Annotated in this window: 21 protein-coding genes; 15 read left to right on the top strand and 6 right to left on the bottom strand. The window is 63.0% G+C overall.

Annotated elements, in window-relative coordinates:
- Positions 1-60 precede the first annotated feature (60 nt).
- The 4 genes from ATN38_RS04155 to ATN38_RS04140 all read left to right on the top strand — a co-directional run bounded on the left by ATN38_RS04155 (position 61) and on the right by ATN38_RS04140 (position 4694).
- Positions 61-1056, top strand: a complete 996-nt coding sequence (locus tag ATN38_RS04155) for an ABC transporter ATP-binding protein (RefSeq protein WP_118603533.1) — start codon at positions 61-63, stop codon at positions 1054-1056.
- A gap of 36 nt (positions 1057-1092) precedes the next feature.
- Positions 1093-1869, top strand: coding sequence for an ABC transporter permease (locus tag ATN38_RS04150; RefSeq protein WP_218747618.1), 777 nt, complete (start codon positions 1093-1095; stop codon positions 1867-1869).
- An 81-nt stretch (positions 1870-1950) separates the two neighbouring features.
- A complete protein-coding gene (locus ATN38_RS04145; protein ID WP_042921272.1) occupies positions 1951-2886 on the top strand; it encodes a 4-(cytidine 5'-diphospho)-2-C-methyl-D-erythritol kinase in 936 nt (311 codons plus the stop codon).
- Complete coding sequence (locus ATN38_RS04140) at positions 2886-4694, top strand: ABC-F family ATP-binding cassette domain-containing protein (RefSeq protein WP_003946255.1); 1809 nt, start codon at positions 2886-2888, stop codon at positions 4692-4694. The genes ATN38_RS04145 and ATN38_RS04140 overlap by 1 nt, the downstream gene beginning before the upstream one ends.
- On the opposite strand, the gene ATN38_RS04135 is transcribed toward ATN38_RS04140, so the two are convergent.
- Positions 4691-5188, bottom strand: a complete 498-nt coding sequence (locus ATN38_RS04135) for a TetR/AcrR family transcriptional regulator (protein WP_047272611.1) — start codon at positions 5186-5188, stop codon at positions 4691-4693. The two genes, ATN38_RS04140 and ATN38_RS04135, sit on opposite strands and share 4 nt — an antisense overlap.
- A gap of 287 nt (positions 5189-5475) precedes the next feature.
- Between ATN38_RS04135 and ATN38_RS04130 the strand changes: the two genes are divergently transcribed.
- Positions 5476-6714: an HNH endonuclease signature motif containing protein gene (locus tag ATN38_RS04130; protein WP_218747617.1), complete on the top strand. Its 1239-nt coding sequence runs from the start codon at positions 5476-5478 to the stop codon at positions 6712-6714.
- A gap of 80 nt (positions 6715-6794) precedes the next feature.
- Here the strand turns inward: ATN38_RS04130 and ATN38_RS04125 are convergent, their stop codons facing one another.
- Positions 6795-8285 carry an acetyl-CoA acetyltransferase gene (locus tag ATN38_RS04125; protein WP_218747616.1) on the bottom strand — a complete coding sequence of 497 codons (1491 nt, stop codon included), beginning with the start codon at positions 8283-8285 and terminating at the stop codon, positions 6795-6797.
- 139 nt (positions 8286-8424) lie between these two features.
- On the opposite strand from ATN38_RS04125, the gene ATN38_RS04120 reads away from it, so the two are divergent.
- Entirely contained in the window at positions 8425-9249 is an 825-nt protein-coding gene (locus ATN38_RS04120) for an AraC family transcriptional regulator (RefSeq protein ID WP_042920975.1), read from the top strand.
- A 43-nt stretch (positions 9250-9292) separates the two neighbouring features.
- Here the strand turns inward: ATN38_RS04120 and ATN38_RS04115 are convergent, their stop codons facing one another.
- Together ATN38_RS04115 and ATN38_RS04110 are read right to left on the bottom strand one after the other, a co-directional pair.
- Positions 9293-11050, bottom strand: coding sequence for an ABC transporter ATP-binding protein (locus tag ATN38_RS04115; protein ID WP_193595072.1), 1758 nt, complete (start codon positions 11048-11050; stop codon positions 9293-9295).
- Positions 11047-12705: an ABC transporter ATP-binding protein gene (locus ATN38_RS04110; protein WP_238704716.1), complete on the bottom strand. Its 1659-nt coding sequence runs from the start codon at positions 12703-12705 to the stop codon at positions 11047-11049. The genes ATN38_RS04115 and ATN38_RS04110 overlap by 4 nt, the downstream gene beginning before the upstream one ends.
- 257 nt (positions 12706-12962) lie before the next feature.
- Here ATN38_RS04110 and ATN38_RS04105 point away from each other — a divergent pair, with 257 nt between their 5' ends.
- From ATN38_RS04105 to ATN38_RS04085, 5 genes are read left to right on the top strand one after another with little or no spacing between them, the layout of a single operon-like run.
- The gene (locus ATN38_RS04105; protein ID WP_228232781.1) at positions 12963-13850 is read left to right on the top strand and encodes a siderophore-interacting protein; all 888 of its coding nucleotides are present in this window, start codon (positions 12963-12965) and stop codon (positions 13848-13850) included.
- Positions 13847-14974, top strand: coding sequence for a Fe(3+)-siderophore ABC transporter permease (locus tag ATN38_RS04100; RefSeq protein ID WP_218747615.1), 1128 nt, complete (start codon positions 13847-13849; stop codon positions 14972-14974). Before ATN38_RS04105 ends, ATN38_RS04100 begins: the two co-directional genes overlap by 4 nt.
- On the top strand, positions 14971-16020 hold the full coding sequence (fepG, locus tag ATN38_RS04095; RefSeq protein WP_003946259.1) for an iron-enterobactin ABC transporter permease: 1050 nt from the start codon (positions 14971-14973) through the stop codon (positions 16018-16020). The genes ATN38_RS04100 and fepG overlap by 4 nt, the downstream gene beginning before the upstream one ends.
- A 23-nt stretch (positions 16021-16043) precedes the next feature.
- The gene (locus tag ATN38_RS04090; RefSeq protein ID WP_050794099.1) at positions 16044-16895 is read left to right on the top strand and encodes an ABC transporter ATP-binding protein; all 852 of its coding nucleotides are present in this window, start codon (positions 16044-16046) and stop codon (positions 16893-16895) included.
- Entirely contained in the window at positions 16892-17932 is a 1041-nt protein-coding gene (locus ATN38_RS04085; RefSeq protein WP_042448949.1) for an ABC transporter substrate-binding protein, read from the top strand. Before ATN38_RS04090 ends, ATN38_RS04085 begins: the two co-directional genes overlap by 4 nt.
- Position 17933: 1 nt before the next feature.
- Here the strand turns inward: ATN38_RS04085 and ATN38_RS04080 are convergent, their stop codons facing one another.
- On the bottom strand, positions 17934-18908 hold the full coding sequence (locus ATN38_RS04080) for an ABC transporter substrate-binding protein (RefSeq protein ID WP_218747614.1): 975 nt from the start codon (positions 18906-18908) through the stop codon (positions 17934-17936).
- 71 nt (positions 18909-18979) lie between these two features.
- Positions 18980-19618 (bottom strand): TetR/AcrR family transcriptional regulator, encoded by a 639-nt coding sequence (locus ATN38_RS04075; RefSeq protein WP_030536301.1) that lies wholly within the window; start codon positions 19616-19618, stop codon positions 18980-18982.
- Between the two features lie 84 nt (positions 19619-19702).
- On the opposite strand from ATN38_RS04075, the gene ATN38_RS04070 reads away from it, so the two are divergent.
- The 4 genes from ATN38_RS04070 to ATN38_RS04055 are packed head-to-tail and all read left to right on the top strand — an operon-like array spanning position 19703 to position 25788.
- Positions 19703-21085, top strand: coding sequence for an MFS transporter (locus tag ATN38_RS04070; RefSeq protein WP_218747613.1), 1383 nt, complete (start codon positions 19703-19705; stop codon positions 21083-21085).
- A 55-nt stretch (positions 21086-21140) separates the two neighbouring features.
- Positions 21141-22133: an ABC transporter substrate-binding protein gene (locus ATN38_RS04065; protein WP_054780875.1), complete on the top strand. Its 993-nt coding sequence runs from the start codon at positions 21141-21143 to the stop codon at positions 22131-22133.
- Complete coding sequence (locus ATN38_RS04060) at positions 22130-24055, top strand: ABC transporter ATP-binding protein (protein ID WP_256931565.1); 1926 nt, start codon at positions 22130-22132, stop codon at positions 24053-24055. Before ATN38_RS04065 ends, ATN38_RS04060 begins: the two co-directional genes overlap by 4 nt.
- Complete coding sequence (locus tag ATN38_RS04055) at positions 24052-25788, top strand: ABC transporter ATP-binding protein (protein ID WP_218747611.1); 1737 nt, start codon at positions 24052-24054, stop codon at positions 25786-25788. Before ATN38_RS04060 ends, ATN38_RS04055 begins: the two co-directional genes overlap by 4 nt.
- Position 25789: the final 1 nt, after the last annotated feature.

Genomic DNA, 25789 nt, shown 5'->3' with positions numbered 1-25789 from the left:
CCTCAATTGAATTTAGGTTGGTCCGCATCCGACCAATCGAGAAGAAATTGGGGCCACATCATGAGTCGCATCAACGACGGCGGACCGATGATCGAGACGAAGGCGCTCACCAAGCACTTCGCCCAGGGCAAGAAGCTCGTGGAAGCAGTCAAGGGAGTCACTCTCGACGTAGCGGAGGGCGAGTTGGTTGCCTTGCTTGGGCCGAACGGTGCCGGAAAATCGACGACGTTGCGCATGCTGACCACCTTGCTCGAGCCCACTTCCGGTACTGCGCGGATCGCGGGATTCGACATCGCTGCGGCACGAAACGAGGTGCGCTCCAGCCTCGGATACGTCGGACAGGGGAACGGAGCCGGCCACAACCAGCGGGTTCGCGACGAGTTGGTGACGCAGGGGTTGTGCTACGGAATGCCCAAGGGCGACTCGCAGGTCCGGGCCGACGAATTGCTGCGTGATCTCGAACTCACCGAGTTGGGTACTCGAAAGGTCAGTACGCTGTCCGGCGGGCAGCGACGGCGGCTCGATATCGCTCTGGGCCTGGTCCATCGCCCACCGCTCCTGTTCCTCGACGAGCCGACCACGGGCATGGACCCGCAGAGTCGGGCCAACCTCTGGGACCACATCCTCCGGCTGCGGCGAGAGATGGGCACCACGATCGTGCTGACCACGCACTACCTCGAAGAAGCGGATTCGATGGCAGAGCGGGTCATCGTCATCGACGAGGGCACTGTTATCGCGGACAACACCGCTGCCGCACTCAAGGCTGATCTTGCCGGAGATCATTTGTTGCTCACGTTCGACAACGCCGAAGCGGCTGCCATCGCGGCGTCGGTGGCCGAGCGACTTGTCACTGTGCGTGGGGTCACCGTCGAGGCAAGTTCGGTGAGTATCCGTGCCGGCGAGGGTGATTCGACGCTACCGGTGTTGCTGCGTGAAGCCGATGCCCGCGGTGCCCTCGCACTCACTGCCGACATCACCAGGCCGACTCTCGACGACGTCTTCCTCACTCTCACCGGCCGCAGCCTGCGCGAGAGCGCCGCTGCGGTCGCTTCCTGAAACACGACAAAGAACTTCGACGAACAGGAATCCGCCATGACAATCACACTCGATACCCCACGTACCGTGCACGGCAACATCGTTCGAGACAGCGCAATCGTGATGGGCCGTGAGCTGCGACCGATGTTGCGCGACCCGGTCAGCGTCATCTTCAGCCTCATCCAGCCGCTGATCCTGTTGGCGTTGTTCGGGCCTCTGCTCAAAGGGGTTCCGGGTACCGGTGACGGCGTATGGAATTGGTTCATTCCCGGTGTGTTGGTGATGATCGCGATCTTCGGAACGACGATGACCGGGTCCAACCTCTTGATGGAGATGCAGCAGGGATCGCACGAGCGAATGTTGGTGACTCCGCTCCGACGCTCGTCCTTGTTGATCGGGCGAGCGTGCAAGGAGATGGTTCCGCTTGCCGCGCAGGCGATTCTGATCATTCTGGTCGCACTTCCGCTCGGATTGGACGTCAATGCAGCGGGCGCCGCGCTCGGGATAGTCCTGCTGGGAGTGTTCGGCGTCGGACTCGGTGCGCTCTCGTACGCTCTCGCTCTGGCTGTGCGGGAGCAGGATTGGATGTTCTGGGTCGTTCAGCAGACGCTGATGTTCCCGCTCCTGATACTGTCGGGAACCATGCTTCCACTCGAGGACGCACCAGGTTGGATGAAGGTCCTCGTGAACATCAATCCGCTCGGCTACGTCGTAGACGCCGAGCGGGCACTCTTTGCCGGAGACTTCGCGTCGAGCAGCGTTCTGGCAGGATTCGTCGCCGCCGTGTGCGTGGCGGTGGTCGGTCTGGGCGTAGGCGTGCGCGCGGTGAAATAGCGTGGGTGTGCTGGCTGTCGGACGGGGTGCGGCGGTCGCAGGTTTTCGCCCAGGTGTTCGCAGCGCCTATTGTTGTTCCTTGTGCTCTCCGTCGTTCCACGCCCCGTAGTCGTCCGGGCCCCGTCCAAGGTGAATCTCCACCTTGCCGTCGGGGACCTGCGAGACGACGGCTATCACGAGCTGACGACGGTTTTTCAGGCTTTGTCGCTGGCAGACACCCTCACGGTGGCGCCTGCGGACACCTTGACCGTGCGGGTGATCGGCGACGACGCCGCGGCCGTGCCGACCGATCGCACCAACCTCGTGTGGCGTGCCGCCGAGATGCTCGCCGTCGAGGGTGGCGTGGCCCCGAACGTCGAGATAGTCATCGAGAAAGGCATCCCCGTCGCAGGCGGAATGGCCGGCGGGAGTGCCGACGCAGCCGCCGCTTTGGTTGCGCTCAATGCTTTGTGGAAGCTCGACTTCTCGCGGCCTGATCTCGACGCTTTTGCGGCACGCCTCGGGAGTGACGTTCCGTTCTCGCTGCACGGTGGCACTGCCCTCGGAACCGGCCGCGGCGAACAACTTGTCCCCGTCTTGACCCGCCACACTTTTCACTGGGTGTTGGCGCTGGCCAAGGGTGGCTTGAGCACACCGGTCGTGTTCCGCGAGCTGGACAAGCTGCGGGCAGAAGGCTCCCCGAAACGGGTGGGGAGCGCCGATGCGTTGATCCAGGCACTGACCACGGGTGACGCTCATCTGCTTGCGTCGCTGCTCGGCAACGATCTGCAGGCGGCAGCACTCTCACTCAACCCGGATCTACGACGGACGCTGCGAGCGGGTGTCGAAGCCGGAGCTTTGGCCGGCATCGTCTCCGGCTCCGGACCGACATGCGCCTTTCTCTGCGCCGACGCACAGTCCGCGGTGGAAGTGAGCGCAGAACTTGCGGGAGCGGGGGTGTGCCGCACCGTTCGCGTGGCGAGCGGACCCGTTCCCGGAGCACGAATACTCGACAATGCGGCAAAGGGACAGCACTGATGGCGAATCTGATCAATCTGGAAAACGTGTCGAAGTCTTTCGGCGTCAAGCCGTTGCTCGACGGGGTCTCCCTGGGCGTCGAGGAGGGCGAGCGCATCGGCGTCGTCGGCCTCAACGGTGGCGGTAAGACGACCATGCTCGAAGTCCTCGCGGGTGTGGAGCAGCCGGATTCGGGACGCGTCAGCCGCGTCGGCGGATTGCGTATGGCCGTCGTGACGCAGCGCGGTGTACTGCCTCCCGGCTCCACCGTCGGTGAAGTGGTCCTGGGGCCGCTCGGAGTGGCGCAACACGAATGGGCCGGCGACGCGCGCATCCGTTCGGTGCTCTCGGGTATCGGCATCGACAACCTGGGCGCCGGCGGCGAGCGGTCCGCATTGGATGCCAAGGTCGACGGCCTGTCCGGCGGTGAGCGTCGCCGCGTGGCTCTCGCTGCGGCCCTGGTTCAGGACCTCGACCTGCTGGTGCTCGACGAGCCCACCAACCACCTCGACGTCGAAGGTGTTCAGTGGTTGGCCGAGCACCTCGTCTCGCGTCGCAGCGCGCTTGTCGTCGTGACCCACGATCGCTGGTTCCTCGACACCGTCGCCACCCGCACCTGGGAGGTTGTCGGCGGCGGCGTCGAAAGCTACGAGGGTGGCTACAACGACTGGGTGTTCGCTCGCGCCGAGCGTTCGCGTCAGGCTGACGCTTCCGAAGAGCGTCGACGCAACCTTGCACGCAAGGAACTCGCATGGCTGCGCCGCGGTGCGCCGGCCCGTACGTCCAAGCCGAAGTACCGCATCGAAGCCGCAGAGGCTCTGATCGCCGACGTTCCGGCACCTCGTGACGCGGTGGCACTTGCGTCCTTCGCCCAGCGACGGCTCGGCAAGGTTGTCATCGAACTCGAAGACGCGCGTCTGGAGACCCCGGACGGCCGTGTACTCGTCGAGGATCTGACCTGGCGTCTCGCTCCAGGTGAGCGTGTCGGCCTGGTCGGTGTCAACGGCTCGGGCAAGACGACTCTGCTGCGGACTCTGGCCGGCGAACTCGAGCCTGCCGCCGGAAAGCGCATTCAGGGGCAGACCGTCCACATCGGTTGGCTCAAGCAGGAACTCGACGATCTACCGACCGACATGCGCGTACTCGACGCGGTCAAGGATGTAGCCGAGCGAATCACGCTGGGAGACAAGGAAGTATCGGCGGGTCAGCTGGCTGAGCGGTTGGGCTTCACGCCGGCGCGTCAGCGCACCCCAGTCGGTGATCTCTCCGGTGGTGAGCGCCGACGTCTGCAGTTGACGCGTGTCCTCATGGCCGAGCCCAACGTCCTGCTTCTCGACGAGCCGACCAACGATCTCGACATCGACACGCTTCAGCAACTCGAAGATCTGCTCGACGGCTGGGCGGGCACCATGGTGGTCATCTCGCACGACCGGTACCTGATCGAGCGCATCTGTGACACCACCTGGGCGCTCTTCGGTGACCGCAAGCTCACCAACCTGCCCGGCGGTATCGAGGACTACCTGCGTCGGCGCGCAGCAATGGGGGATGGCGACAACCCGTCGGTGGCCTCGACGGCGAGTGGTGCGTCGAAGAGCAAGCAGGTCCGCGACGGCGCCGCGGATCGCGCTGCACGCAAGGAACTTTCAAAGCTCGAGCGGTCCATTGCGAAGTTCGACGACCGAGAGAAGAAGCTGCACGCTTCCCTCGCCGACGCGGCCACCGACCCGGACAAGCTGCAGAAGCTCGGCGCCGAACTCAAGCAGGTCATCGCCGACAAGGAAGCCGCCGAAGAGCAGTGGATGGAGCTCTTCGCCGAGCTGGACGGCTAGGGGAACTTCGCTGCGAACCTCTTGAAGATTCGCTCGGGATCCAGGGTTTCCGGAGCATGCCTGCGCAGCAGTGCGTCCAGAACGAGCCCGTCCAGTGCTGCGACCAACTCCGTTGCATCGGACGAGGTCATGCCGCGTTCGATCAAGATGTCGACAAACCGATCCCGACCACGCACCAGTTCCACTGCGAGGTCGGGATCGTGGAATGCCGCGATGATCAGTTCGTAGCGAGCACGAGTGCGACCGGACTCCGGCCCCAGCCACCGGGCCACCTGTTGCTTCGGCGTCTCGCCCGGGCGAGGAAGATCACCGTCCAGAAGGTGTCGCACCACCTCGACTATCAGTCCACGCTGGTTTGCGAAGTAGTGCCGTGCGCTGCCGTGTGGCACGCCCGCCTCGTCTTCGACGCCTCTCATCGACCAGGCTCGAAACCCAACCCGGCCCAGCAGGTCGAGCCCGGCGTCCAGAAGTGCTTCTCGAGTCGATTTCTCCACGCAGAGAAGATACCGTGATATCCTCTTCTCCGCTTGGAGAATTTCTCCGCACGGAGAAGTGGCCGGTGGGTCGAACTGATTGGGGTGAAGCGTGGTCATCTTTTTCGACATCCTGCTTGTGCTGTGCGTTGTTGCGATTGTGTGTTTCGCGGGATACGTCCTCTATCGCGTCGTCTTTGACGGCTAGCTGAATGGTGATGTACTTCAACAGGTCTCAAGTCTTCATGTTCCCGAAGTTGTCCGGTTTGTCTCTGGTTATCGAAAGTATGTTCGATTAAACTTTGAGCATGGACAGTCGGGAAGCGTGGCAGCTGGATGGCGAGGACCTCAAGAGTGAGGTTCTGGATCTGGTGCGCGCCCGACACGAATTGCAGTCGCGGATGGTGTTGCTGATCGTGGAGATGTTTTCCCGGGACGTTCTCGGCGGGAAGGGTTTTCGGGCGATCGCGCAGTGGTTGCATGGTTCGACGAATCTGGAGATCGGTGAGTGCAGCCTGCTGGTCGGGTTGGCGCGGTTGTTGATGCTCGAACCTGTTGTCGCGGATGCATTCCATCGCGGTGACGTGGATGCGTTGAAGGCGCGGCAGGTGGCGTCGTTTTGTCAGCATCCGCCGAAGAACATGACCCTGGCGGATGTGGACAAGGCCCGCGGGATTCTGTTGGGGTTGGCGTCGAAGAACATCGCCGATTGTGATGCGGTGCGGGCAGCGATCCGGCGGATCGAGAAGCAGTACGGCAAACGCGAAGACGGCGTTCCGGTGGGTGAGGATTCGGAGCGTAACGAGTTCTACGCCTCGAAAGGCTTGTACGGGCGGGTGACCGTGAAGGGCGACCTGGATGCTGTGAACGGGGCACGTCTGATCACGTTGCTGTCGAGCCTGTCGGCGCCGACGCCGGAGAAGGACGGCGTCAAGGACGCCCGCACGCCGGCATTACGACGGGCGGATGGGTTCTGCGAATTGTTGCGGCGGTACGAGCGGGCGGGGCTGGGTCCGATCGAAGGCGGAGTGAAACCGCACATCACAGTCACCGCCAGTGCAAAAGACATGACCGACCTCAAAGCATTGAAGGATCTACTGCCGTCGACTCAGGAACTGGGTTTCGCGTGGACGGATTGGGTAGGTCCGATCAGTATCGATACTGCCCGGATGCTGGCGTGCGACTGCACGGTCACCCGGATTTTGTTGGACGAGAACGGTGTTCCGCTCGACTGCGGCAAAGAAGCAAGGACCGCGACGGTACCCCAGCGGCGGGCGTTGGCGGTTCGTGATGGCGGGTGTGCGTTTCCGGGGTGCGGGACACCATCGGGGTGGTGCGATGCCCATCATATTGTTCACTGGAACGATGGTGGCCCAACGGATCTCGACAATCTGATCTTGTTGTGCGGTCATCATCATCGGACGATGCACCACACCGAATGGCGGGTGGAGATCGGGCCGGATCGCAAATCGGTGTTCTATCCGCCGATGTCTGTTGATCCGTATCAGCAGCCGATCGGCGGGAACAGCCCACCGACAGCAGCCTGAACCGCGACAACTGAAGACGTGAGCACCGGGGCATCACCATGCCCCGGTGCTGACGGCTGTCTACTGTCAGAACGCTACTGTCAGAACGTGAGCGTGAGTCGCCCGTTCTCGTCGCTGATGTGAACAGTTCGCCCGATCGACGGAGGGTTGTCACCGCGAAGCTGGGTCAGTTCGGCGGCATTCTCGGGACCGGTGTGACCGGCGACGCGGCCGCCGTCCGGCGTTGCCGCGATCACGAACCCGATCTCAGGCTCCCCGGTGCGGCCGTATTCGACAGAGGCCGTAACTATTTCCGCCGTGCCCGTGTAATCAGTGATCAGTTCCGGAACCTCCGCAGTTAGCGCGCGTGCGTCGGGATCACCGACGTACCCGCCAGCATGAGCGGCGGACGACAGCAGTACGCAGTGCTGGTAGGTGAGGAATCCACCGTTGCCGTGGACGAGGGCAAGGTTCGCGCCGTCGCGAATTCGCCTGGTGACTTCAGCGACGGAATGCAGGGTGTAGCTGTTGAGCGGTCCGCCGAAGAACGAGTGTCCTCCGGTGACGCTTGGGATCGCGGTATCGGGAAGTCCGAGTTCGCGGATCAACAGCTTGGGCACGATCGGGAAGCAGCTGTAGGCATCGACGATGTCGAGTGCGTCGGCGCCGACTCCGGCACCGTCGAGTGTGCGATGTACGGCGTCATGCATCGCGGCCGAGCTGTCGAAGCTGTTGCGGCTGAGTATGTCCAACGGATCACTCGCACCTGCGCCGCCCCAGAGGTACACCAGCTTGTTTTCATCGATCCCGAACTCGCGGGCCGTCGACAACGAGCAGACGACAACGGCCGCAGCCTGATTGACGAAAGGCATGGCGTTGAGCATCAGCGGGTACGGCTCGGAGACCATCCGATTGCCGGGGCCGACGGTGCCGATCTCGTCTGCCGATCGGATCTCCGACGTCCAGGAGGCGGGATTCTTCGAAGCCAATTCCGAGAACGCGGCGTACATCCGCGCGGACCAGTCGAGCGATTCACGGGCGTCGTGGCCCTCGGCAGCACTGAAACAGTTCTCGAAGAGCGGGTAGACACGAGTCGGCACGATGAAACCGGCGCGCTGCATTTCGGGGCTTCCCAGGTCGGTCGGATCGAATCCGGGAGGCCCACCGGGCGCGGCTGTCCACCCGATCGAGTCGGGGGCGACTCCGGACTTTCGCAGCGCGGTGCTGCTGGCGTGCGATTCGCCGCCCACGAGCAGAGCAGCCGAGGATTCACCGCGAGCGATGGCCGCGCCGATCCGATCGAGGAGTGCCGCGGGCCAGTGGCCACCGATCGGCGAGGTAGAGGTGACCGTGGGGGTCGCGCCTAATCGTGAGGCAAGCAGCCCGGGGAGATCGTCGTACGACCAGCTGACTGTCTTGATCGCTAACACGGAATCGATCTGTGTTCCCAGTTCAGCGTGGCCACTGTCGTTCAACGCGGCGACGGTGGCGTCGTGAATCAGATCGAGGGGTTCGCGGTGCCCGTCGGCAGGATTCCAGCGCAGATCGCCGACGCCGACGATGACCGGGATTCGTGATGCGTCAACCATCATGTACCTCTCGTTGCCGACCCGTAGCCGGGAGTTGCAGTCACGATATCGGGGACCCTGGTATGTGTAACTCTGGGGTCACAGTCAACGATTTTCGGGTTCCTATTTAGGTATGCCTAACGAAAGTCCTATACTCGTCTTCATGACAGCTGTGGCAGAGAGAATTTCGGTGCCCGTGGGGCCGCGTTCCATCGATCACCCCTACTCGATGACAACGGTGACTCTGAAGCTCTCTCATCAGCGGCAGTGGGCCCCGCATCGTCATCCTGAACATGAGCTGATCTGGGGAAACTCCGGTGGAATGCTCACGGTTGTCGCTGACGGCATCACTTGGGAGGTGCCGCCTTCGGCCGGACTGTGGCTGCCTGCCGGGGCGTTGCATGCCGTGAAGGCCGGTCCGGGTACGGAGTTCTTCTGCACCTACTTCCGGCCCGAGGCTCACGAGGCGCCGTCGGGTGTTCCGGGCTTGTTCGGTGTCAGCGCTCTCCTGCGTGAGGTACTCCTGCACATGCATCGGCGGAACATGCCCGACGAGGCGCGCAGTCGCGCCGAGCGGGTGGCCTTCGACATGTTGCAGCCGCTCGAAGTTGCTGCGGTGGAGGTTCCGATGCCGACCGATCCGCGAGCGTTGTTCGTCGCCGAAGCGTTGGTCGCCAATCCGGCAGACCAGCGGTCGCTGTCCGAATGGGCGCTGACGGCTGGCGGTAGCGTCCGTACGCTGACGCGTGTGTTCGCGCAGGGCACTGGAATGACTTTTGCGCAGTGGCGAATTCAGGTACGTGTCCGCGCAGCATTGACGTATTTAGCTGCTGGAGTGCCGGTTTCGGTTGTCAGTAGGCGGGTCGGATACGAAACTCCGAGTGCTTTTGTCGCAGTGTTCCGCCGGGTCACCGGCCGTACGCCCGGCAGCATGATGAACAAGGGGAGTGTGGCGCCCGAATCGGTGCCGTACCTTCTGCACGCTTGAGTTGGGTTGCACCGGGCGGAAGTGCTCGGTGCAACCGTCGCGGTCAACTCCGCGGCGCGGACCACGCTTCCCACAGCTCCGCGTACCGACCCCCGAGGTTGACCAACTCGTCGTGAGAGCCGTGCTCGACGACGCGGCCGTCGTCCATCACCAGGATCTGATCGGCGTCGACGGCCTGTGAGAGTCGGTGTGCCACTGTGACAGCAGTGCGACCTCGGGTCAGAGCGAGAGCGGCATCGTCGAGGACCCTGGCTCCAGCGCTGCCCGCTTCGGCGGTCGCCTCGTCGAGAATCAGCAGCGGCGGATCCAGTAATTCGATTCTTGCCAACGCAAGTTGTTGTGCCTGTGTTGCGGTCAGCCGGTGTCCACCGTCTCCGACCACGGTTTCGAGTCCGTCCGGGAGAGCCCGCAGCCAATCCGACGCGCCGACGGTATCGAGCGCCGCGGTGATGTCGTTGTCGGTTGCCGACGGGTCGGCCAGCCGCAGATCCTCGGCCAACGTGCCGGCGAAGACGTGGACCTCCTGAGTCACGAGGGCCACCGCGCTCCGAGATGTCGACGGTGGCAGTTCGTTCCGGGGCACCGTCCCGATCTTCACGACGCCTTCGGTCGGTTCGTAGGTTCCCGCGATCAGCTTTGCGACTGTAGATTTTCCGGCTCCGGTAGCGCCCACCAGTGCGGTGACGGTTCCTGCCGGAATGGTGATGTCGATGTCTCGCAGAACAGGAGCGTCGCCGCTTCGGTACGAGAATGTGACGCGTTCCAAAGAAGCTGAGCTGTCGACAGGTTCCTGCGGATCGGTCGGTGCGGATGGCACGGGCGCAAGCGTGACTCCGACCAGGCGAGCCATCGCGATTGTGCCTTCCTGCAATTCGTCGAACACGCTGAGAACCGCGCCCACCGGATCGAAGAGGCGGTGGAAGAACAGGGCTGCGGCGGTGGCGGCACCGATGCTGATCTGACCGTCTTTCACCAGCCAGAAGCCGGTGATCAGCACAGCGGACAGGCCGATGAACTCCGCGATGTTGAGCCGGCCGAAGAACCTGGTGCGTAGACGCGTGGTCAACAAGCTCAGCCGGACGGCCGTCATCGATCGAGATTCGATCTGTTCGAGATGCGACTCGGCCAGGCGAAGCGATCCGACGGTGTCGGAGTTGCTCAGCGAGTCCAGGAGCTGTTGCGCACGTGCACCTTCTGCCTCCCGCTCCTCGCGGTAGACCGGTGCCGACCTCGAGAGGTACCAGCGCAGCGCCTGGATCTGGATGGGTGCCGCGATCACCGCGGCGACGGCGAATCTCCAATCGAGGCTACCCAATCCGATCAGGGTCAACACGATGGTCAGTGCCGCGGTGGCAAAAACCGGAAGTGCTTCGGATACGGCCCGGGTCACCAACCGCACGTCGCCGGTGATGCGGGAGACGAGATCTCCGCGCCCGGCCCGTTCGACGTCGCTCTGCGGAAGGTCGAGAACCCGGACGACGACTTCTTCGCGAAGGTCGGCGACAACGCGCTCGCCGACGCCGGCGAGCAGGTAGTTGCTCACTCCGACGAGAAGGGATGAGGCAACCGCGATACCGACCAACGCGAGAGTCAGTGTGCCGATGCGAGAGACAGCGTCGCCGTCTGCGTCGGTCACGGCGTCGACCATGGCGCCGAGGACCAGCGGTGTGAGCAGACCGATCGCGGTCGCGGCGGTCAGGGTGACGACTGCTGCGATCGCGGAAATCCGGTGGGGTCCCATCAACCGAAGTGCCGCGCGCCGCGCTTGTTTCGGTGTTGCGGTGGGGAGTAGTTCGTTCACAGCTCGATCACCCGATCGCAGATATCGAGCAGCACGGGGCTGCTGGTCAGAAGTATTGTGGCGTGCGCCCCGCGTACCTCGGCGATCCCGCGAGCAATGCGCGCTTCGGTGACGGAGTCGACGGCAGTGGTGGGATCGTGCAGGACCAGGACGGGAGCTTCGCTCGCCAGTGCCCTCGCCAACGCGATGCGCTGACGCTGACCGCCGGACAAAGAATTCCCTTGCTCGGTGACTCGGGTTGCGAGGCCGAGCGGCAGTGCCGAGATCACTTGATCTGCCGCAGCAGCGGCGATGGCCTCGTCGTTGCGGCTGCCGATCGGTGCGAGGGCGTCGATGTTGTCGCCGACTGTGCCGATGAACAGTGCCGCGTCGTGCGGTGCTGCCAGAACGTGAGTGCGAAGTTCGTCGATGTGCAGCTCGTGAATGGCGTTGTCGCCGAGATGAATTGTTCCGCTCGAAGGCTCGATTCGACGCGCCAGTGCGTCGACCAACGCATCCGCCCATGCGGCATTCTCGGTGACGATGCCGATGATCTCGCCGCGTTTGACGTCGAGATCGACTGGTGACGCTCCGGCCAACACGACGTCGCGCAGCGTCAGGAACTCGGAGTGATTCAGGGACACAGGTTCACCCGCGGGAGTCACAGCCTCGGTGGTCCCGAGAAGTGCTGCGACGCGGTTGGCGGAAGCACGCGCCCGTGCCAGACCGGCGCCGAAGTAGATGATGTCGATCAACGGACCCCGAAGGAACTGTGCCAGACCAACCACGGCAACGAATTCACCGACCGAGATGCTCCCGGACGCTGCCATCCGTCCGCCCACGTACGCGATGACGGCGAGGAAAGCGCCGGCGATCGCAACGTTGGCGGCGGAGTACATCGCTTGGTATCTCTGTGCGCGAAGGGTTGCTTCCAACGAAGTCCGGCTGGCTGCCCGATACCGCTGCGCTGCAGCATCTCCGGCGCCGATTCCGGAGAGGATTCGGAGTCCGGAGAGTAGATCTGCGGCTAGCGCGCCGGCCTTGGCGCCCTGCCACTGATCGGTTTCGGCTCGGCGTTCGAGCGGCCGACTGACCACCTGCATGAGAGCCAGCACCGGGGGAGTGCCGAGGATGACGAGCAGGCCGAGTGGCACCGAGATCACCAGTAGCGAAATCGCGGCGGTCAGCACTCCGCAGGCGGCCGCAAGTTTGGTGCTCAGCGTGTGCGTGAATCCGGCCACCGAACCCGCGTCGGATGTTGCAATCGAGTAGACCTCGCCCGGCATACGCCGCGGCGACATGCCGTGCGGATCGAGGCCTCGGCGCGCGATGTCCATCCGCAAGCGATGTGCTCCGTGCTCGGTGACGGAATCGGAGATGCGCGCCGCGAAGCGCCAACTGAGCAACAAGCCGGTGAAGAGAATTCCGAGAACGAGGATCCACTTTCCGAGTGCGGCGGCATCGTTGGTCGCCACAGCACGGTCGATGACCGCACCGATCACCACCGGCACCAACGCTTCCGCGACCTGGTGGCCGGTGAAGCCGACGGACGCGGCCGCCAGCTTGGCTCCGCGACCTTCGGAAGCGATCGCGCGTGTGATTACCTGACGCGGCGTGATCGCCGGGCTGGTTGGGGGACCGTTTGTCTCGGCCGAAAGAAGTGGTGTCGAAGGCACTGGGTCCACGCTAGGGATCGTGGGCGGTAGTCAGAAGTCACACCGATGCCAATACTTGTCGTGAACAGGCCATACGTATTGCGTTGGCCGAATTGCGATAGTAGTTGGCCCCGTTGCAGCGGAGAAGGCATCGACTCATCGACGACACTGCAATAAATTAAGGTCTACCTTACTTAGCACGGGTTAACTATGTCCGGAAGTCGGATAGATCCTCGTGTTCGGGTCCGGTTCATGTTCCATCGATGTTGGAGATTGTTGTGAGTCTTGTGTTCGGCGAGGTACTTCACAAGGAGTACGTGACCCCGGGAATGGTTCGTATCGTGTTCGGTGGGGAGGAGCTGACCGCCTTCGAAACCACCGGTACCGGTGACGAATACCTGCGCCTCCACTTCCCGGTCCCGGCTACAGGCAAGTTCGTTCTACCGGCGGAAGATCCGGATGCACCGCGCGGTTGGCGATACCCGGAGGGAGAGGAACCGTCCCCGTGCCAGCCGTACACCGTGCGACGGTTCGATTCCGAAACCAGCTGCATGACGATCGACTTCGTCGTTCACGAGGGTGGTATCGCCAGCGACTGGGCACAGAAGGCCGAGATCGGTGACAAGTTGGCGATCGGCGAGTCTCGTGGCCTCTACGAGCCCCCGGCCGACGCACGTTGGCAGGTGTTCGTCGCCGACGCGACTGGACTCCCCGCACTCGGGCGCTTGATCGAACAGTTGCCCGCCGGGATGTCGGCCAAGGCGATCGTCGAGGTGGTGGACGAGTCTCACAAGCAGCAGATCACCTCGGACGCCGACGTCGAGTTCATCTGGCTGGTCGGCAGTGGCAACGGTGTTGCACCGTCGAAGTTGCCGGACGCGGTTCGCGCGATGAACCTGCCCACCGAACTCGGATACGTGTGGGTTGCAGGCGAGAGCACGATGCTCCGTGACATCCGCAAGTACCTTCGCCACGAACTGAAGTTGCCGGGTGAGCAGTACAAGGTCATCGGCTACTGGACGTACAAAGCCGAGGTGTGGAACGCGAAGTACGAGGCCCTCGACGAAAGTGTCCGCGCGGCACTCGATGCGGCCTGGGAATCGGACCGCGACGAGGAAGAGATCCGCGACGAGGTCGAGAAGACTCTAGAGAGCGCCGGCTTGTGACCGTTGGATTCGACAAGAGTGCTGTCGACAGCGGTGCGGCGGACAAGAGCGCAGTCGACAAACACACCGAAGAACTGATCGACGAGTCGCTGCACGAGAAGCAGAAGCAACCGGACGGGCTGGTATCGACCAACTCTCGTCGTATGGTGGGTCTTCTGGTGTGCCTGGTGGTGCTCGCCGCCGTGCTCCTGCTGAGTATCGCGGTGGGATCGAAGACCATTCCGTTCGGGACCGTGATCGACGCGCTGGTGAACTACGACGATTCCAATGATCACGTGATCATCCGTGATCTGCGGCTACCTCGTACTCTGCTCGGTCTGATCGTCGGTATAGCACTGGGTGTGGCCGGTGGCCTCATCCAGGCGATGACACGAAATCCCTTGGCTGATCCCGGAATTCTCGGTGTCAATGCCGGCGCGGGCTTCGCGATGGTCGTTGCCGTCGCGGTCTTCGGCTTGACCAGCATCTGGTCGTACATATGGTTCGCTTTCCTCGGAGCGGTGATAGCCACAGCGATCGTCTACACGCTGGGCTCGATCGGTCGAGGTGGTGCGACGCCCATTCGGCTGACGCTTGCCGGTGTTGCCATCGGCTCCGTGCTCGGCGGCATCTCGTCCGGGATCACCTTGCTCAACCCGACCGCCTTCGACCAGATGCGCCAGTGGAATGCCGGCTCACTCAGCGGGCGTTCGTTGGAAATCGTTCTGGCCGTTGCCCCATTCATTCTCATCGGGCTCTTCCTGGCGCTCGCGTTGGCGCGCCAACTCAACGCGGTGGCCCTGGGTGACGATCTGGCACGTTCGCTCGGTGCCAACATCACTCGTACTCGCATCCTCGGTGTCATCGCGGTGACATTGCTGTGCGGCGCGGCGACAGCTGCGGCCGGGCCGATCGGATTCGTCGGTTTGATGGTTCCGCACGTCGCGAGATGGTTCGTCGGACCGGATCAGCGATGGATTCTCCCGTACACGTTGGTGTGCTCGCCGATTCTTCTTCTCTTCTCCGACGTCGTCGGCCGAATCGTGCTGCGCCCGGGTGAACTTCAGGTCGGTATCGTCACGGCCTTCATCGGCGCTCCGGTGCTGATCATGCTGGTGCGTCGAAGCAAGGTGAGCGGTCTGTGAGCATCGATTTCGGGCGCGCCACCACGGTGGTGCGCTCACCCAAAGAAGGCTGGTCCGCGCGGATCGACGTCCGCACGGTCACAGTCTGCCTCGTCCTCGTTGCGCTTGCATTGGCCATCGGTGTCATCGCGCTCGGTAGTGGTGACTACCAAGTGCCGATCGGGGACGTCCTCGGTGCACTGTTCGGCGAAGCCCCCGCGCGTATCCACATGGTCGTCGTGGAATGGCGTCTGCCCCGAGTTCTGTTGGCGCTGATGCTCGGTGCGGCGCTCGGTATGAGCGGTGCGATCTTCCAATCGCTGACCAGGAACCCGTTGGGTAGCCCGGACATCATCGGCTTCAACTCCGGTGCGTACACGGGCGCTCTGGTGGTCATCCTCCTCATCGGTGGTACTTACTACGAGATCGCAGTCGGTGCTCTGGTGGGCGGAATCGCCACCGCAGCAGTTGTTTATCTCCTTGCGTACAAGCGAGGTGTGCAGGGATTCCGGTTGATCATCGTCGGTATCGCCATCAGCGCGATGTTGGGCTCGGTCAACACCTGGATGATCCTCAAGGCGAAACTTGACGACGCCATGGCTGCCGCAGTGTGGGGTGCCGGTTCGTTGAACGGCCTCGGCTGGACTCAGGTGTGGCCGGTGGTCGTCGTGCTGGCCATCCTCGTTCCGCTGATCCTGGTGTTGGGCAGGCGGATGCAGATGCTCGAGATGGGCGACGACGCCGCCAAGGCGCTCGGCGTCCGGGCCGAACCCACGCGGCTTTCCCTGGTTGTTCTCGGCGTCGCCCTGACGGCCATGGTGACAGCAGCGGCCGGTCCCATCGGGTTCGTCTCTCTTGCGGCTCCGCAGTTGGTGAGGCGATTGACCGGTAGTGCCGGAGTGACCCTGCTGCCGTCGGCAGCAATGGGTGGCGCGTTGCTGATGGTCAGCGACTGGGTGGCGCAGCGAGCTTTCGCGCCGACACAGTTGCCGGTCGGCGTCGTCACCGTCTCCATCGGTGGCATCTATTTCGTATGGCTTCTCGCGCGAGAGGCACGTAAGCAGTGATCGGTGAAGGAACGAGGAACAGCGTGAACGAGACAAGTACGGCCGCCGTCGTGGTCGAAAGGACGAATCGGCTTCGCGCCGAGGACGTCACGATCGGTTACGACAAGCGCGTCATCTCGGAACACCTCGACGTCGAAATCCCCGACGGTGGCTTCACCGTCATCGTCGGTCCCAATGCCTGCGGCAAGTCGACGCTTCTGCGTGCGCTGTCCCGGTTGCTCAAGCCGACCACCGGCAAGGTCCTTCTCGACGGTAAGGCGATCACGTCGTACCCGGCAAAGGAAGTTGCGAGGCGACTCGGGCTTCTGCCGCAGACGTCGATCGCGCCGGACGGAATCAAAGTCGCCGATCTGGTTGCGCGAGGGCGTTATCCGCACCAGAAGCTGATCCGCCAGTGGTCCCGAGAGGACGAGGCCGCCGTCATCAAGGCGATGGAAGCAACCAAGGTCACGGATCTGTCGGCCAGGCCGGTCGACGAACTGTCCGGTGGTCAGCGCCAACGTGTCTGGGTAGCTATGGTTCTCGCGCAGCAGACTCCGTTGGTGCTACTGGACGAGCCGACAACGTTCCTCGACATCGCGCACCAGATCGAGCTGCTGGAACTCTGCCGCGATCTGAACGAGAACGACGGACACACGCTGGTGGCGGTGCTTCACGATCTCAATCACGCGTGCCGCTACGGAACTCACATCATCGCGATGAAGGACGGCGCGGTGGTCGCCGAGGGCCCGCCCGCGGAGATCATCACCGAAGAACTGGTGCAGGAGGTGTTCGGCATGGCGTGCCGCATCATCGACGATCCGGTTTCCCACACACCGCTGGTCATTCCGCTGGGACGCGAGCGTCAGCGAAACATCGAAGGAGCAAAGGTATGACACTCGTCCTGGATGCGCAGGTTACCGACACGGAGTGGGCTCAGATCGTCGACCGCATTTCGCGACGCCGATTCTTCGGTGGCGCAGCTGGTGTGGCTGCAGCATTGGCGCTGAGCGCCTGCGGAAGCTCCGATGGCGAATCCGACTCTGCCAGTGACACTCTCCCGTACACGTGGGCCGAGTTCAGCGGCGACGTTCCGCGCGACCCGAGGCGTGTGGTGGTGCTCGACGGCCGCGTCGACCTCGAATTCGCGATGATGATGGACTACCCGATCGTCGGATCGGGCAACTTCTGGTTCCCCGACGCCAAGGCAGGATTCCAGTTTCCCGGCCGCACCATCGAGGACGCGAGCTTCGTCAACGTCGCCGGCGACTTCTCCACCAACTTCGAGGCTCTGCTCGCTCTCGAGCCCGATCTGATCGTCATCACTGCGATCGGATACACCAGTGACTGGTACGGCACCGAGCGCTTGTCTTCCATCGCGCCGCTGTTGGTCGTCGGCGACGACGTCGAACCGATTGCCGGGCACCCGGTCGACTGGCGAGGTGCTCTGATGGCGCAGGCGAGCCAGCTCGACCGGGTGACGATCGCCGAGGCTTCCATTGCGGAGTACGACGACAAGCTCGCGAGACTGCGACCGATGTTGCAGGAGAAGCTGGGCGGAAAGAAGATCGTGTTCGGCGTTCAGACGCCGACGGGCTTCCTTGTGCATCAACGGAATCTGCGAATCAGTGTTGCACTCGATGCCGGCCTGGACGTGCTTTTCCGTGACGACGACAATGCAGAGAACTCGTTCGAGTTGTCGTTCGAGCAACTCGACACATTGGCTCCGGCGGATGTGATCATCGCCCAAGCACGCGATCAGGAAGCGCTCGACGCGATCAAGTCGCAGCCGACGTGGCAGCGGTTGCCTGCAGTTCAAGCGGGCAACGTGTTGACCAGCGACGCGCGATACAACCAAGGATTTGCGCTCACCGCGGCCATCTTCCTCGACGTTCTCGAGGAAGCGGCCGGACGAATCACTGCTGGGCAGTAATTCAGGCGACGTTGCGGGCCTGGTCGAGTAGTTGTGCAACCTGCTCGAACCAGGCGCCGTAATTGGCGTAGGTGTTGGGACGCTTGTCGTCGAAGTCGATCACCTGGTTCGCGGTCACCGCGGGCAGCTTGACGAACACGGGTGATGCCGCGAATGCCTCTGCCGACTTCGCGAACTGGAACACGATGTCCGCCGGATAGTCCGGTACCTGTTCCCAGCTGAGATCGGCCCAGCCCTTGTCGCCTCCCGGACCGGTGAACTTCACGCCCAGTTCCTTCAGGTACCCGAACTGAGCGAGCGCCGTTGTGCCTGCGTACAACTCGGAGCTGTCACCGTTCAGGGCGAGGACTTCGATGTCGTCGACCTTGGCCGCAGCAGTTCGGATGCGCTCTGCACCGGATTCGAATGCTTCCTTGCCCTCGCGTGCTGCGGCTGTGTCGGTGTTCCCGCCGAGTGCTTCGGCGAGTGAGGCGTACTCGTTCAACACGTCCGGTGTCGAGGCTCCGGAGAACTTGACGCCGACAAACGGTGCAACATTGTTGACGGTCTTGCCCATCGGCTCGTCCCACCAAGTCCATCGTGTCGGGTCGTCGCTGTTGCCGTACCCGATGACCAGGTCTGGGTCCAGCGCCGCAAGAGCTTCCGCGCTGAGTTCACCTTCACGGCCGACGACGGTCATCGTCGACTCGTCAGCGCGATCGGTGACGTCTGGATTGCCGACGCCGTAACCGAAGATGCCGACCGGCCGAATGCCGTAGTCCCACAGAGCCGCAGCGGAGTACGCGTCGACGACGATCCGCTCCGGGGCGTGGTCGAGGGTGATCGTGTTTCCGTATCCCGTTGTGTAACTCCAGGACTGGTCGGCAGACCTGGTCTCGGCAGAGGGCGCTGCGTCGCTACTTCCGCAACCGGCGAGTAGGAGCGTGGCGACGGCGGGTAGTGCGGCGAAGCCGGCGAGCCGGCGATTGATTTTCATGAGAACCTTCCGAACATGGCGAAATAAGCTAGGTAAGCCTAACCTGACATGTCATTCGGGTGTTCTCGGGGTCAGTTGCCCTGCCACATCTGAAGCCATTCGCTCCAGGACGGGGGAGTGATCGTTGGTCGAGGTGTTCCGCCACGAAGTCCGTCGAGCATGAAGTCGAGATAGCGCGTGTGTATTTCGGTGGCTCGATCACCCTCGATCGGCAGAGTCGGCCGCAGATGCACTGTCATGAGCATGACGTCCGCAGCAGTGAAGTCGGGCGGGACTTCGCGAGCGTCGATGCAGACGTCGACCATCGATTGCAGTGCGGCCTCCAATTCTTCGGCGGCACGAGTGACTTCGGCGTGTTCAGGCAACTTGCCGCCGAGGACCGGAATGAGCGGTCCCACTGATTCGGTGAGATATCGCGAGAAGAACGTCTTCAATACGGCTTCATCGGTTTTCGCGGTGCTCATGCACTCTCGGGCGAGGGTGGCGAGGTGGTCGATCGCCCAGACGCGCAGGGATTGCGCCAGTTCCTCCTTGCCTCGGTATCGGCGATAGATGCTGCCTACTCCCACTCCGGCCCGGGTGGCAATTGCCGATACCGGTGCATTCCAACCCTGTTCGGCAAAAATCTCGCGCGCTGCTCGCAGTACGGTGACGTCGTTGTCTGCGGCTTCTCGGGCGCGTCCGGGGAGGCTCGCATTCTCTTTCGCCATTCCCACAGGCTAGCAATGCATGGTTTACTCAATCGGAACGGAGTGTTCCGTTCCGATTCGATTCATGATTGGAGGAAGGTGTCGATGACAACCTTGGCGGAGGCGCCCACGCGATCCGGGAGCCGGGTGATCGCCGCGCTTGCGGGGGCGGTACTCGTCTACTCGCTCATGCAGACCATGCTGGTACCGGCGTTGCCGGTGTTGGGTGAGCATTTCGACACGTCCGTGGCGGTGACCGGCTGGATCCTGACGGCGTACCTGTTGGCGGCCGCGGTGATGGCTCCGATAGTCGGCGCGATGGGTGACCGATTCGGCGACAAGCGAGTCCTGGTGATCGTCCTGATCATCTTCGCTCTCGCGACATTTGCCGCGGCAGCCGCCCCGAATATCGGGGTGCTGCTTGTCGTTCGAGCTGTCCAGGGAGTGAGCATGGCGAGCTTCCCGCTTGCGATGGCAGTACTGCGGAGAACGGTAGTAGGTCCCGAGTTGTCTTCAGGGATAGGTTGGCTCGCTGGGACTTTGGGAATCGGTGCCGGAAGTGCACTGGTGATCGGCGGTGTCATCCTCGAGTATCTCAGTTGGCAGTGGTTGTTCGTGATCACCGGGATCTTGATCGTGCTCGCATTGGTCGCAGTGGTGGCCGTGGTTCCGGGCTCGCATCGCCGCCCGGGTATGCCGACGGACTGGGCCGGTGCCGGCGCTCTGGCGTTCGGATTGGTGAGCCTGCTATTGGCGATCACGAAAGCCTCCGACTGGGGAGTTTTGTCGCTCGGATTCTGGGGTCTGGTGGTAGTCGCGTTCGTTTCGTTCGCGACACTGATTGCCGTCGATTCCCGCCACGACGCGCCGATCGTCGACATGCGAGTTTTTCGGGACAATCCGATGCTGATCACCAGCGCACTCACCCTGGTGTTCGGGTTCGTGCCGTACATTTTCTATCTCTGTCTGCCGCGGATCCTCCAGGCGCCGGAAACGTCCACGTATGGAAGCGGGTTCACCGTTGTGCAGACCGGCTTGGCGCTCTTGCCCGCCGCTGTCCTCGTCTTTCTCGGTGGCCGCTTGACGCCGGCTCTCGCGCGGCGATTCGGGCCGCGGGTGCCCGCTGTCATAGCGCTGGCCCTCATGGCGGCGGGCGCAGTCGGACTCGCGATCTGGCCGAGTTCGGTGGTTGCGATCGTGGCGTTCTTTTCCCTCGTCGGATTGGGGAACGGCGTGGGGTTCGCGGTCTGTGCTCTGTTGGTTGCCTCGATCGTCCAGCCATCGGAAATGGCAGCAGCCAGTGGAGTCAACAGTGTGATCAGAACCGTCGGTTCGGCGGTGGGCGCCCCGGTGACCACAGCGGTCCTGGCGATCGGCATTTCCGGCGACTCGTTCGCGCTGGCGTTCGTGATGGGTGCCGTCATCAGTGTTGTCGCCTGTCTGCCGGCGATTGCACTTCCAGCGACGAGGACTGCACAAAAGGCGTGACTTATTGTAGGCTCCCCTAATCGAGACAGCGTGTAACTAAAGCGGGGAGAGAAGGATGCGGCAGCAGTGGGGCCTGCGAGCAACGGCACTCGCAGCGACAGCAACGGCGCTTGTCGGTTGCTCCGTGGGCGGCGATGACGCAGACGCATCGGAAACAGGCGAGTCGTCGGCCGTACCTGCACCTCAGAAACTGCTCGCACTGGACGAGTTCGCAGCGCTCAACGCACTCACGCTCGGGGTCAAGCCCGATACGGTCTTCGCCACGCTGCAGTCGCAGGCGGCGAAGGAGATATTGCAGAGTGAGGGGATCGAGGTCGTCGACAAACCGACGTTCTTCCAATCACCAGATGTGGAGCAGATCGCGGCCGTTCATCCTGACCGAATCCTGCTCAGTGATGTCGGCTCGTTGACGTCGATCACCTTGCAGGCCAACGAGATTGCCCCGACGACGGTGCTCGCCTATGCGGCGCCGTGGCGCGAAGTTCTGAATACCGCGGCGACTGCACTGGGTCGAGAGTCCGAAGCTCGCGAAATCGTGTCGAGGCTCGAGACCAAATTTGCCGAAGTATCCGGAACGGTCGAGGCGCAACCGCAGACGCTGTCAGTGCTGGTGGGATTCTCCGGCGGCATGTACACCGTCATCCCACAGTCGCCGATGTCCTCGATCATCGAGGAAGCCGGTTTCGGGCGCCCGCAAGCCGAACTCGACGCGAAGATCGGCCCCAACACAGGTGTTGCCACGTCTTCGGTGTCAGGCGAGGAGGTCGGACAGCACGCGGCGGACGCGATGGTGGTGACCTCGGGCAACATCTACGACGGCGCTCTAGTTCACGCAAATCCACTGTTCAACGAGATCTCCGCAGTGAAGGCCGGACGCACAGTGGACGTGAGCGGTGAACTTTGGTTCGGCAGTTATCCTTTCGCGGTCTACTGGATCCTCGAAGACCTCGAGGCTCTTGCCGATCGCACTCTCACCGGCGCGGAACTCCAAGGCCGCATCGCATCCGACGCCGACGCAGTTACCCGATGGAAGGCGTTCTCGAAATGACGACGACAGAGGCTACGAAAGCAGACATTTCATCTGAGGAGGCCGACGTATCACAAGGAGCGGCGGCCGAAGCCTCGCAAGCCAAAGCTGAAGCGGCGGCGCACAAGAGCGCGCTTCGCGAACTCCTTGCGCCAGTTCGTACACGGACCATCATCGCGATGGTGATGCAGGTGATCGCCGCGGTCGCGGCCATCGTGCCGTACGTGGCCATCGCCGAGTTGGGTAAGACGCTGATCGTGGGCGGCGACATCGACTCGTCTCGCGTCTGGACGATCGTGTGGGTGGTCGTCTTCGGTCTGGGTATGCGTGCGTTCTTCGGAGGCGGTGCATTGATCGTGACGCACTTCGCCGATGTCAATCTTCAAGCTGTGCTTCGGCGTCGAATCGCAGCGACACTGGGTCGACTTCCACTGGGCTGGTTCACCTCCCACTCGTCCGGAACCGTGCGAAAAGCCGCGCAGAACGACATCTCCGATCTCCACTACCTGGTTGCGCACAGCGCCGTCGAGACCACCGGCGCCATCGCGGTGCCGCTCGTCGGGCTCGGCTACGTGATCTCGATCGACTGGCGTCTGGGACTGGTCGCGATTGCCACCCTCCCGATCTACATGATCGCCTACGCCATGATGACCAAGGACATGGCCGTCAAGATGAGCCGGGTGAATGAGGGCATCGCGGCCATCAGCAACACCATCGTCGAGTTCGTCACCGGCATCGCAGTGGTCAAGACCTTCGGTCAGGACAAGCAGTCACATTCTCGATACCGCGACGCTGCCAAGGCGTTTGCCGTCTCGTACGAGGGCTGGGTTCGCCCGATGCTCCGGACCGAGGCGCTGGCCTCGATTGCGTTGAGCGCACCGGTTGTGCTGGTGGTCAACCTTGGCCTCGGCTCGTGGTTCGTTCACTCCGGATGGGTGTCACCCATCGATGTGCTGACCAGTTCTCTTGTCGCGATGGTGATTCCGGTGTCGGTGACGACCATCGGTTTCGGTATGCAGGCACGCCGTGAGGCAGCCGCCGCTGCGGCGCGACTGATCGCGCTGTTCGCAACCGACGCTCTGCCGGAAACCGATCATCCGAAAAAGCCTGTGGGGAACGAAGTTCGATTCTCCGGAGTTTCCTTTGCATACGACGACGGCGCCGACGTTCTGACCGACATTGATCTGACGCTGCCGGAGGGTACGGTGACGGCGCTGGTCGGACCTTCGGGTTCGGGTAAGTCGACGCTGGCAACGCTGGTTCCGAGGTTCCACGACGTGCGTGCCGGATCCGTGGCCATCGGTGGTGTCGACGTCAGGGAAGTCGCTACCGACGAGCTGTACCGCCACGTCGGATTCGTTCTGCAGGACGTGCAGCTGGTCGAAGCGACCGTGCTCGACAACATTCGGCTTGCCCGACCGCAGGCGACTTCGGCCGAGGTGAAGGCCGCTGCCGCAGCCGCGCAGATCGACACCCGAATCGAAGCGCTCCCGAGGGGGTACGACTCGGTGGTCGGGGTCGACGCCAGATTCTCGGGTGGTGAAGCCCAAAGAGTCTCCATCGCGCGTGCGATTCTCGCGGACACTCCTGTTCTCGTGCTCGACGAGGCAACCGCGTTCGCCGACCCGGAGTCCGAAGCCGATATCCAAGAAGCGCTGTCGCGTTTGACGGTGGGGCGCACCGTGCTGGTGATCGCGCACCGGTTGGCTTCGATCGTGAGTGCCGATCAGATCGTGGTCCTCGACGCCGGACGGATCGTGGAGAAGGGCACGCACGATCAGCTTGTGGCGAGTGGTTCAACCTATGCGCGGATGTGGGCGAGTCACAGTCGGGCCGACTCGATTGAACACAGTCGGGCCGACTCGATTGAGCACAGTCGGGCCGACTCGATTGAACGCAACACCGCAGGTAAGTCTGACGCAGCAGGAAAGGCCAACTCATGATTCGCGACCTCTTCCGGATACTCGGCCCGCAGAATCAGGGCCGTTATCGCGAGTTCCTGGTGTGGGCAGTGTTGTACGGCGTGATGCAGGGTTTGGCAGTGGCGCTTCTGGTCCCTGCGGTGCAGGCACTGTTCGATCAGAGCTGGGGCAGTTTCGTTCGGTGGCTCGCCGCCATGGCCGTATGCGCTGTGATCAGTTCGATTGCGCACTACCTGCAGGCGATGAAGGGTTTCGAGTCGGCCCTCACTCTGCTGCGGACGATGCATCTGCGCCTGGGAGATCATCTCGTCACTCTGCCGCTCGGCTGGTTCGGCGCCGGCCGACTCGGGCAGGTATCGCAGGTTGCCAGCAAGGGCACCATCTCGGTGATGGGGGCCGCTGCGCACCTGATGACACCGATCATCTCCGGAATTGCCAGCCCGGCAACCATTGTCGTGTGCATGTTGTTCTTCGACTGGCGGCTCGGGCTCGCGCTGGTAATCAGCGTTCCGATTCTCTTCGCGGCAGCACGATTTGCCTCGACGATGACTGCCAAGGCCGACGATCGGGCTCATGCAGCGGCCGTCGAATCGAACAATCGAGTGCTCGAATACGCGCGTTGCCAACCGGTCCTGCGTGCTTTCGGACGCACCCACGGGGTGTACGAACCGCTCGACGACGCGATCGAAGCGCAACACACTGCCGGTCGTTCACAACTGTGGTTCGTGGTGATCGGGTCCGTGGTCAACGGGATCGCCCTGCAATTCGTGTTCTCTGCCGTGATCATCTTGGGCGCGTTCCTCGCGCTCGGCGGCGACATCGATCCGGTCACGTTGATCGCGCTACTCGGACTGACCGCACGGTTCATCCAGCCGCTGGGTGAGATCGGCGAGTTCGGCGGTGCAATCAGAATGGCACGCAATGAAATCCGGCGAATGTCCGAGATCCTCGAAGTTGAACCAATGGTCGAACCCGATACCAGCGGGACGGCGACGGGGGAGACGGCAGTGCAGTTCGACGCCGTCGACTTCGGATACGCGGACGGTGGGCAGGTTCTGCGAAACATCTCCTTCGACGTGCCACGGAAGTCGTTGACGGCGTTGGTCGGTCCGTCAGGGTCCGGCAAAACCACCGTCACCCGGTTGATCTCGCGCTTCTACGACGTCGACTCCGGTGTGGTGCGTGTCGGCGGCGTCGACGTGCGGGACCTCACGAGTGCCGACCTGATGTCGCAGCTGTCTCTGGTCTTCCAGGACGTGTACCTCTTCGACGACACGTTGATCGCGAACATCCGCCTCGGCCGCCCCGAAGCCACGGACGAGGAAGTCTTCGACGTGGCTCGGATCGCGGGCGTCGCGGAAATCGTCGAGCGGCTTCCGCGGGGTTGGGACACCCGTGTCGGTGAGGGCGGGACGGCACTGTCCGGTGGAGAGCGGCAGCGGGTCTCCATTGCGCGCGCACTCCTCAAACGCGCACCTGTCGTTCTGCTCGACGAGGCGACGGCCGCGCTCGATCCCGAGAACGAGGCACACGTGCAGCGTGCGATGCAAGAACTCGCCAGGGAAAGCACACTGCTCGTGATCGCTCACAAACTGTCGACCGTCGTGGCCGCAGATCAGATCATCGTGCTCGGTGACGACAGATCGATCGTCGAAGTGGGAACCCACGAAGTTCTGCTCGCAGCCGGTGGGAACTACGCCGCGTTCTGGAACCAGCGCCACCGTGCGTCGGGATGGCGGTTGGTGGCAAGCTGAG

The organism is Rhodococcus sp. FH8 (assembly GCF_019266085.1).
In the GTDB taxonomy this organism is placed as follows: Bacteria; Actinomycetota; Actinomycetes; order Mycobacteriales; family Mycobacteriaceae; genus Rhodococcus_F; species Rhodococcus_F qingshengii.
Note: the sequence above shows the minus strand (reverse complement) of the source record. Positions and strands in the feature narration are given on the sequence as shown.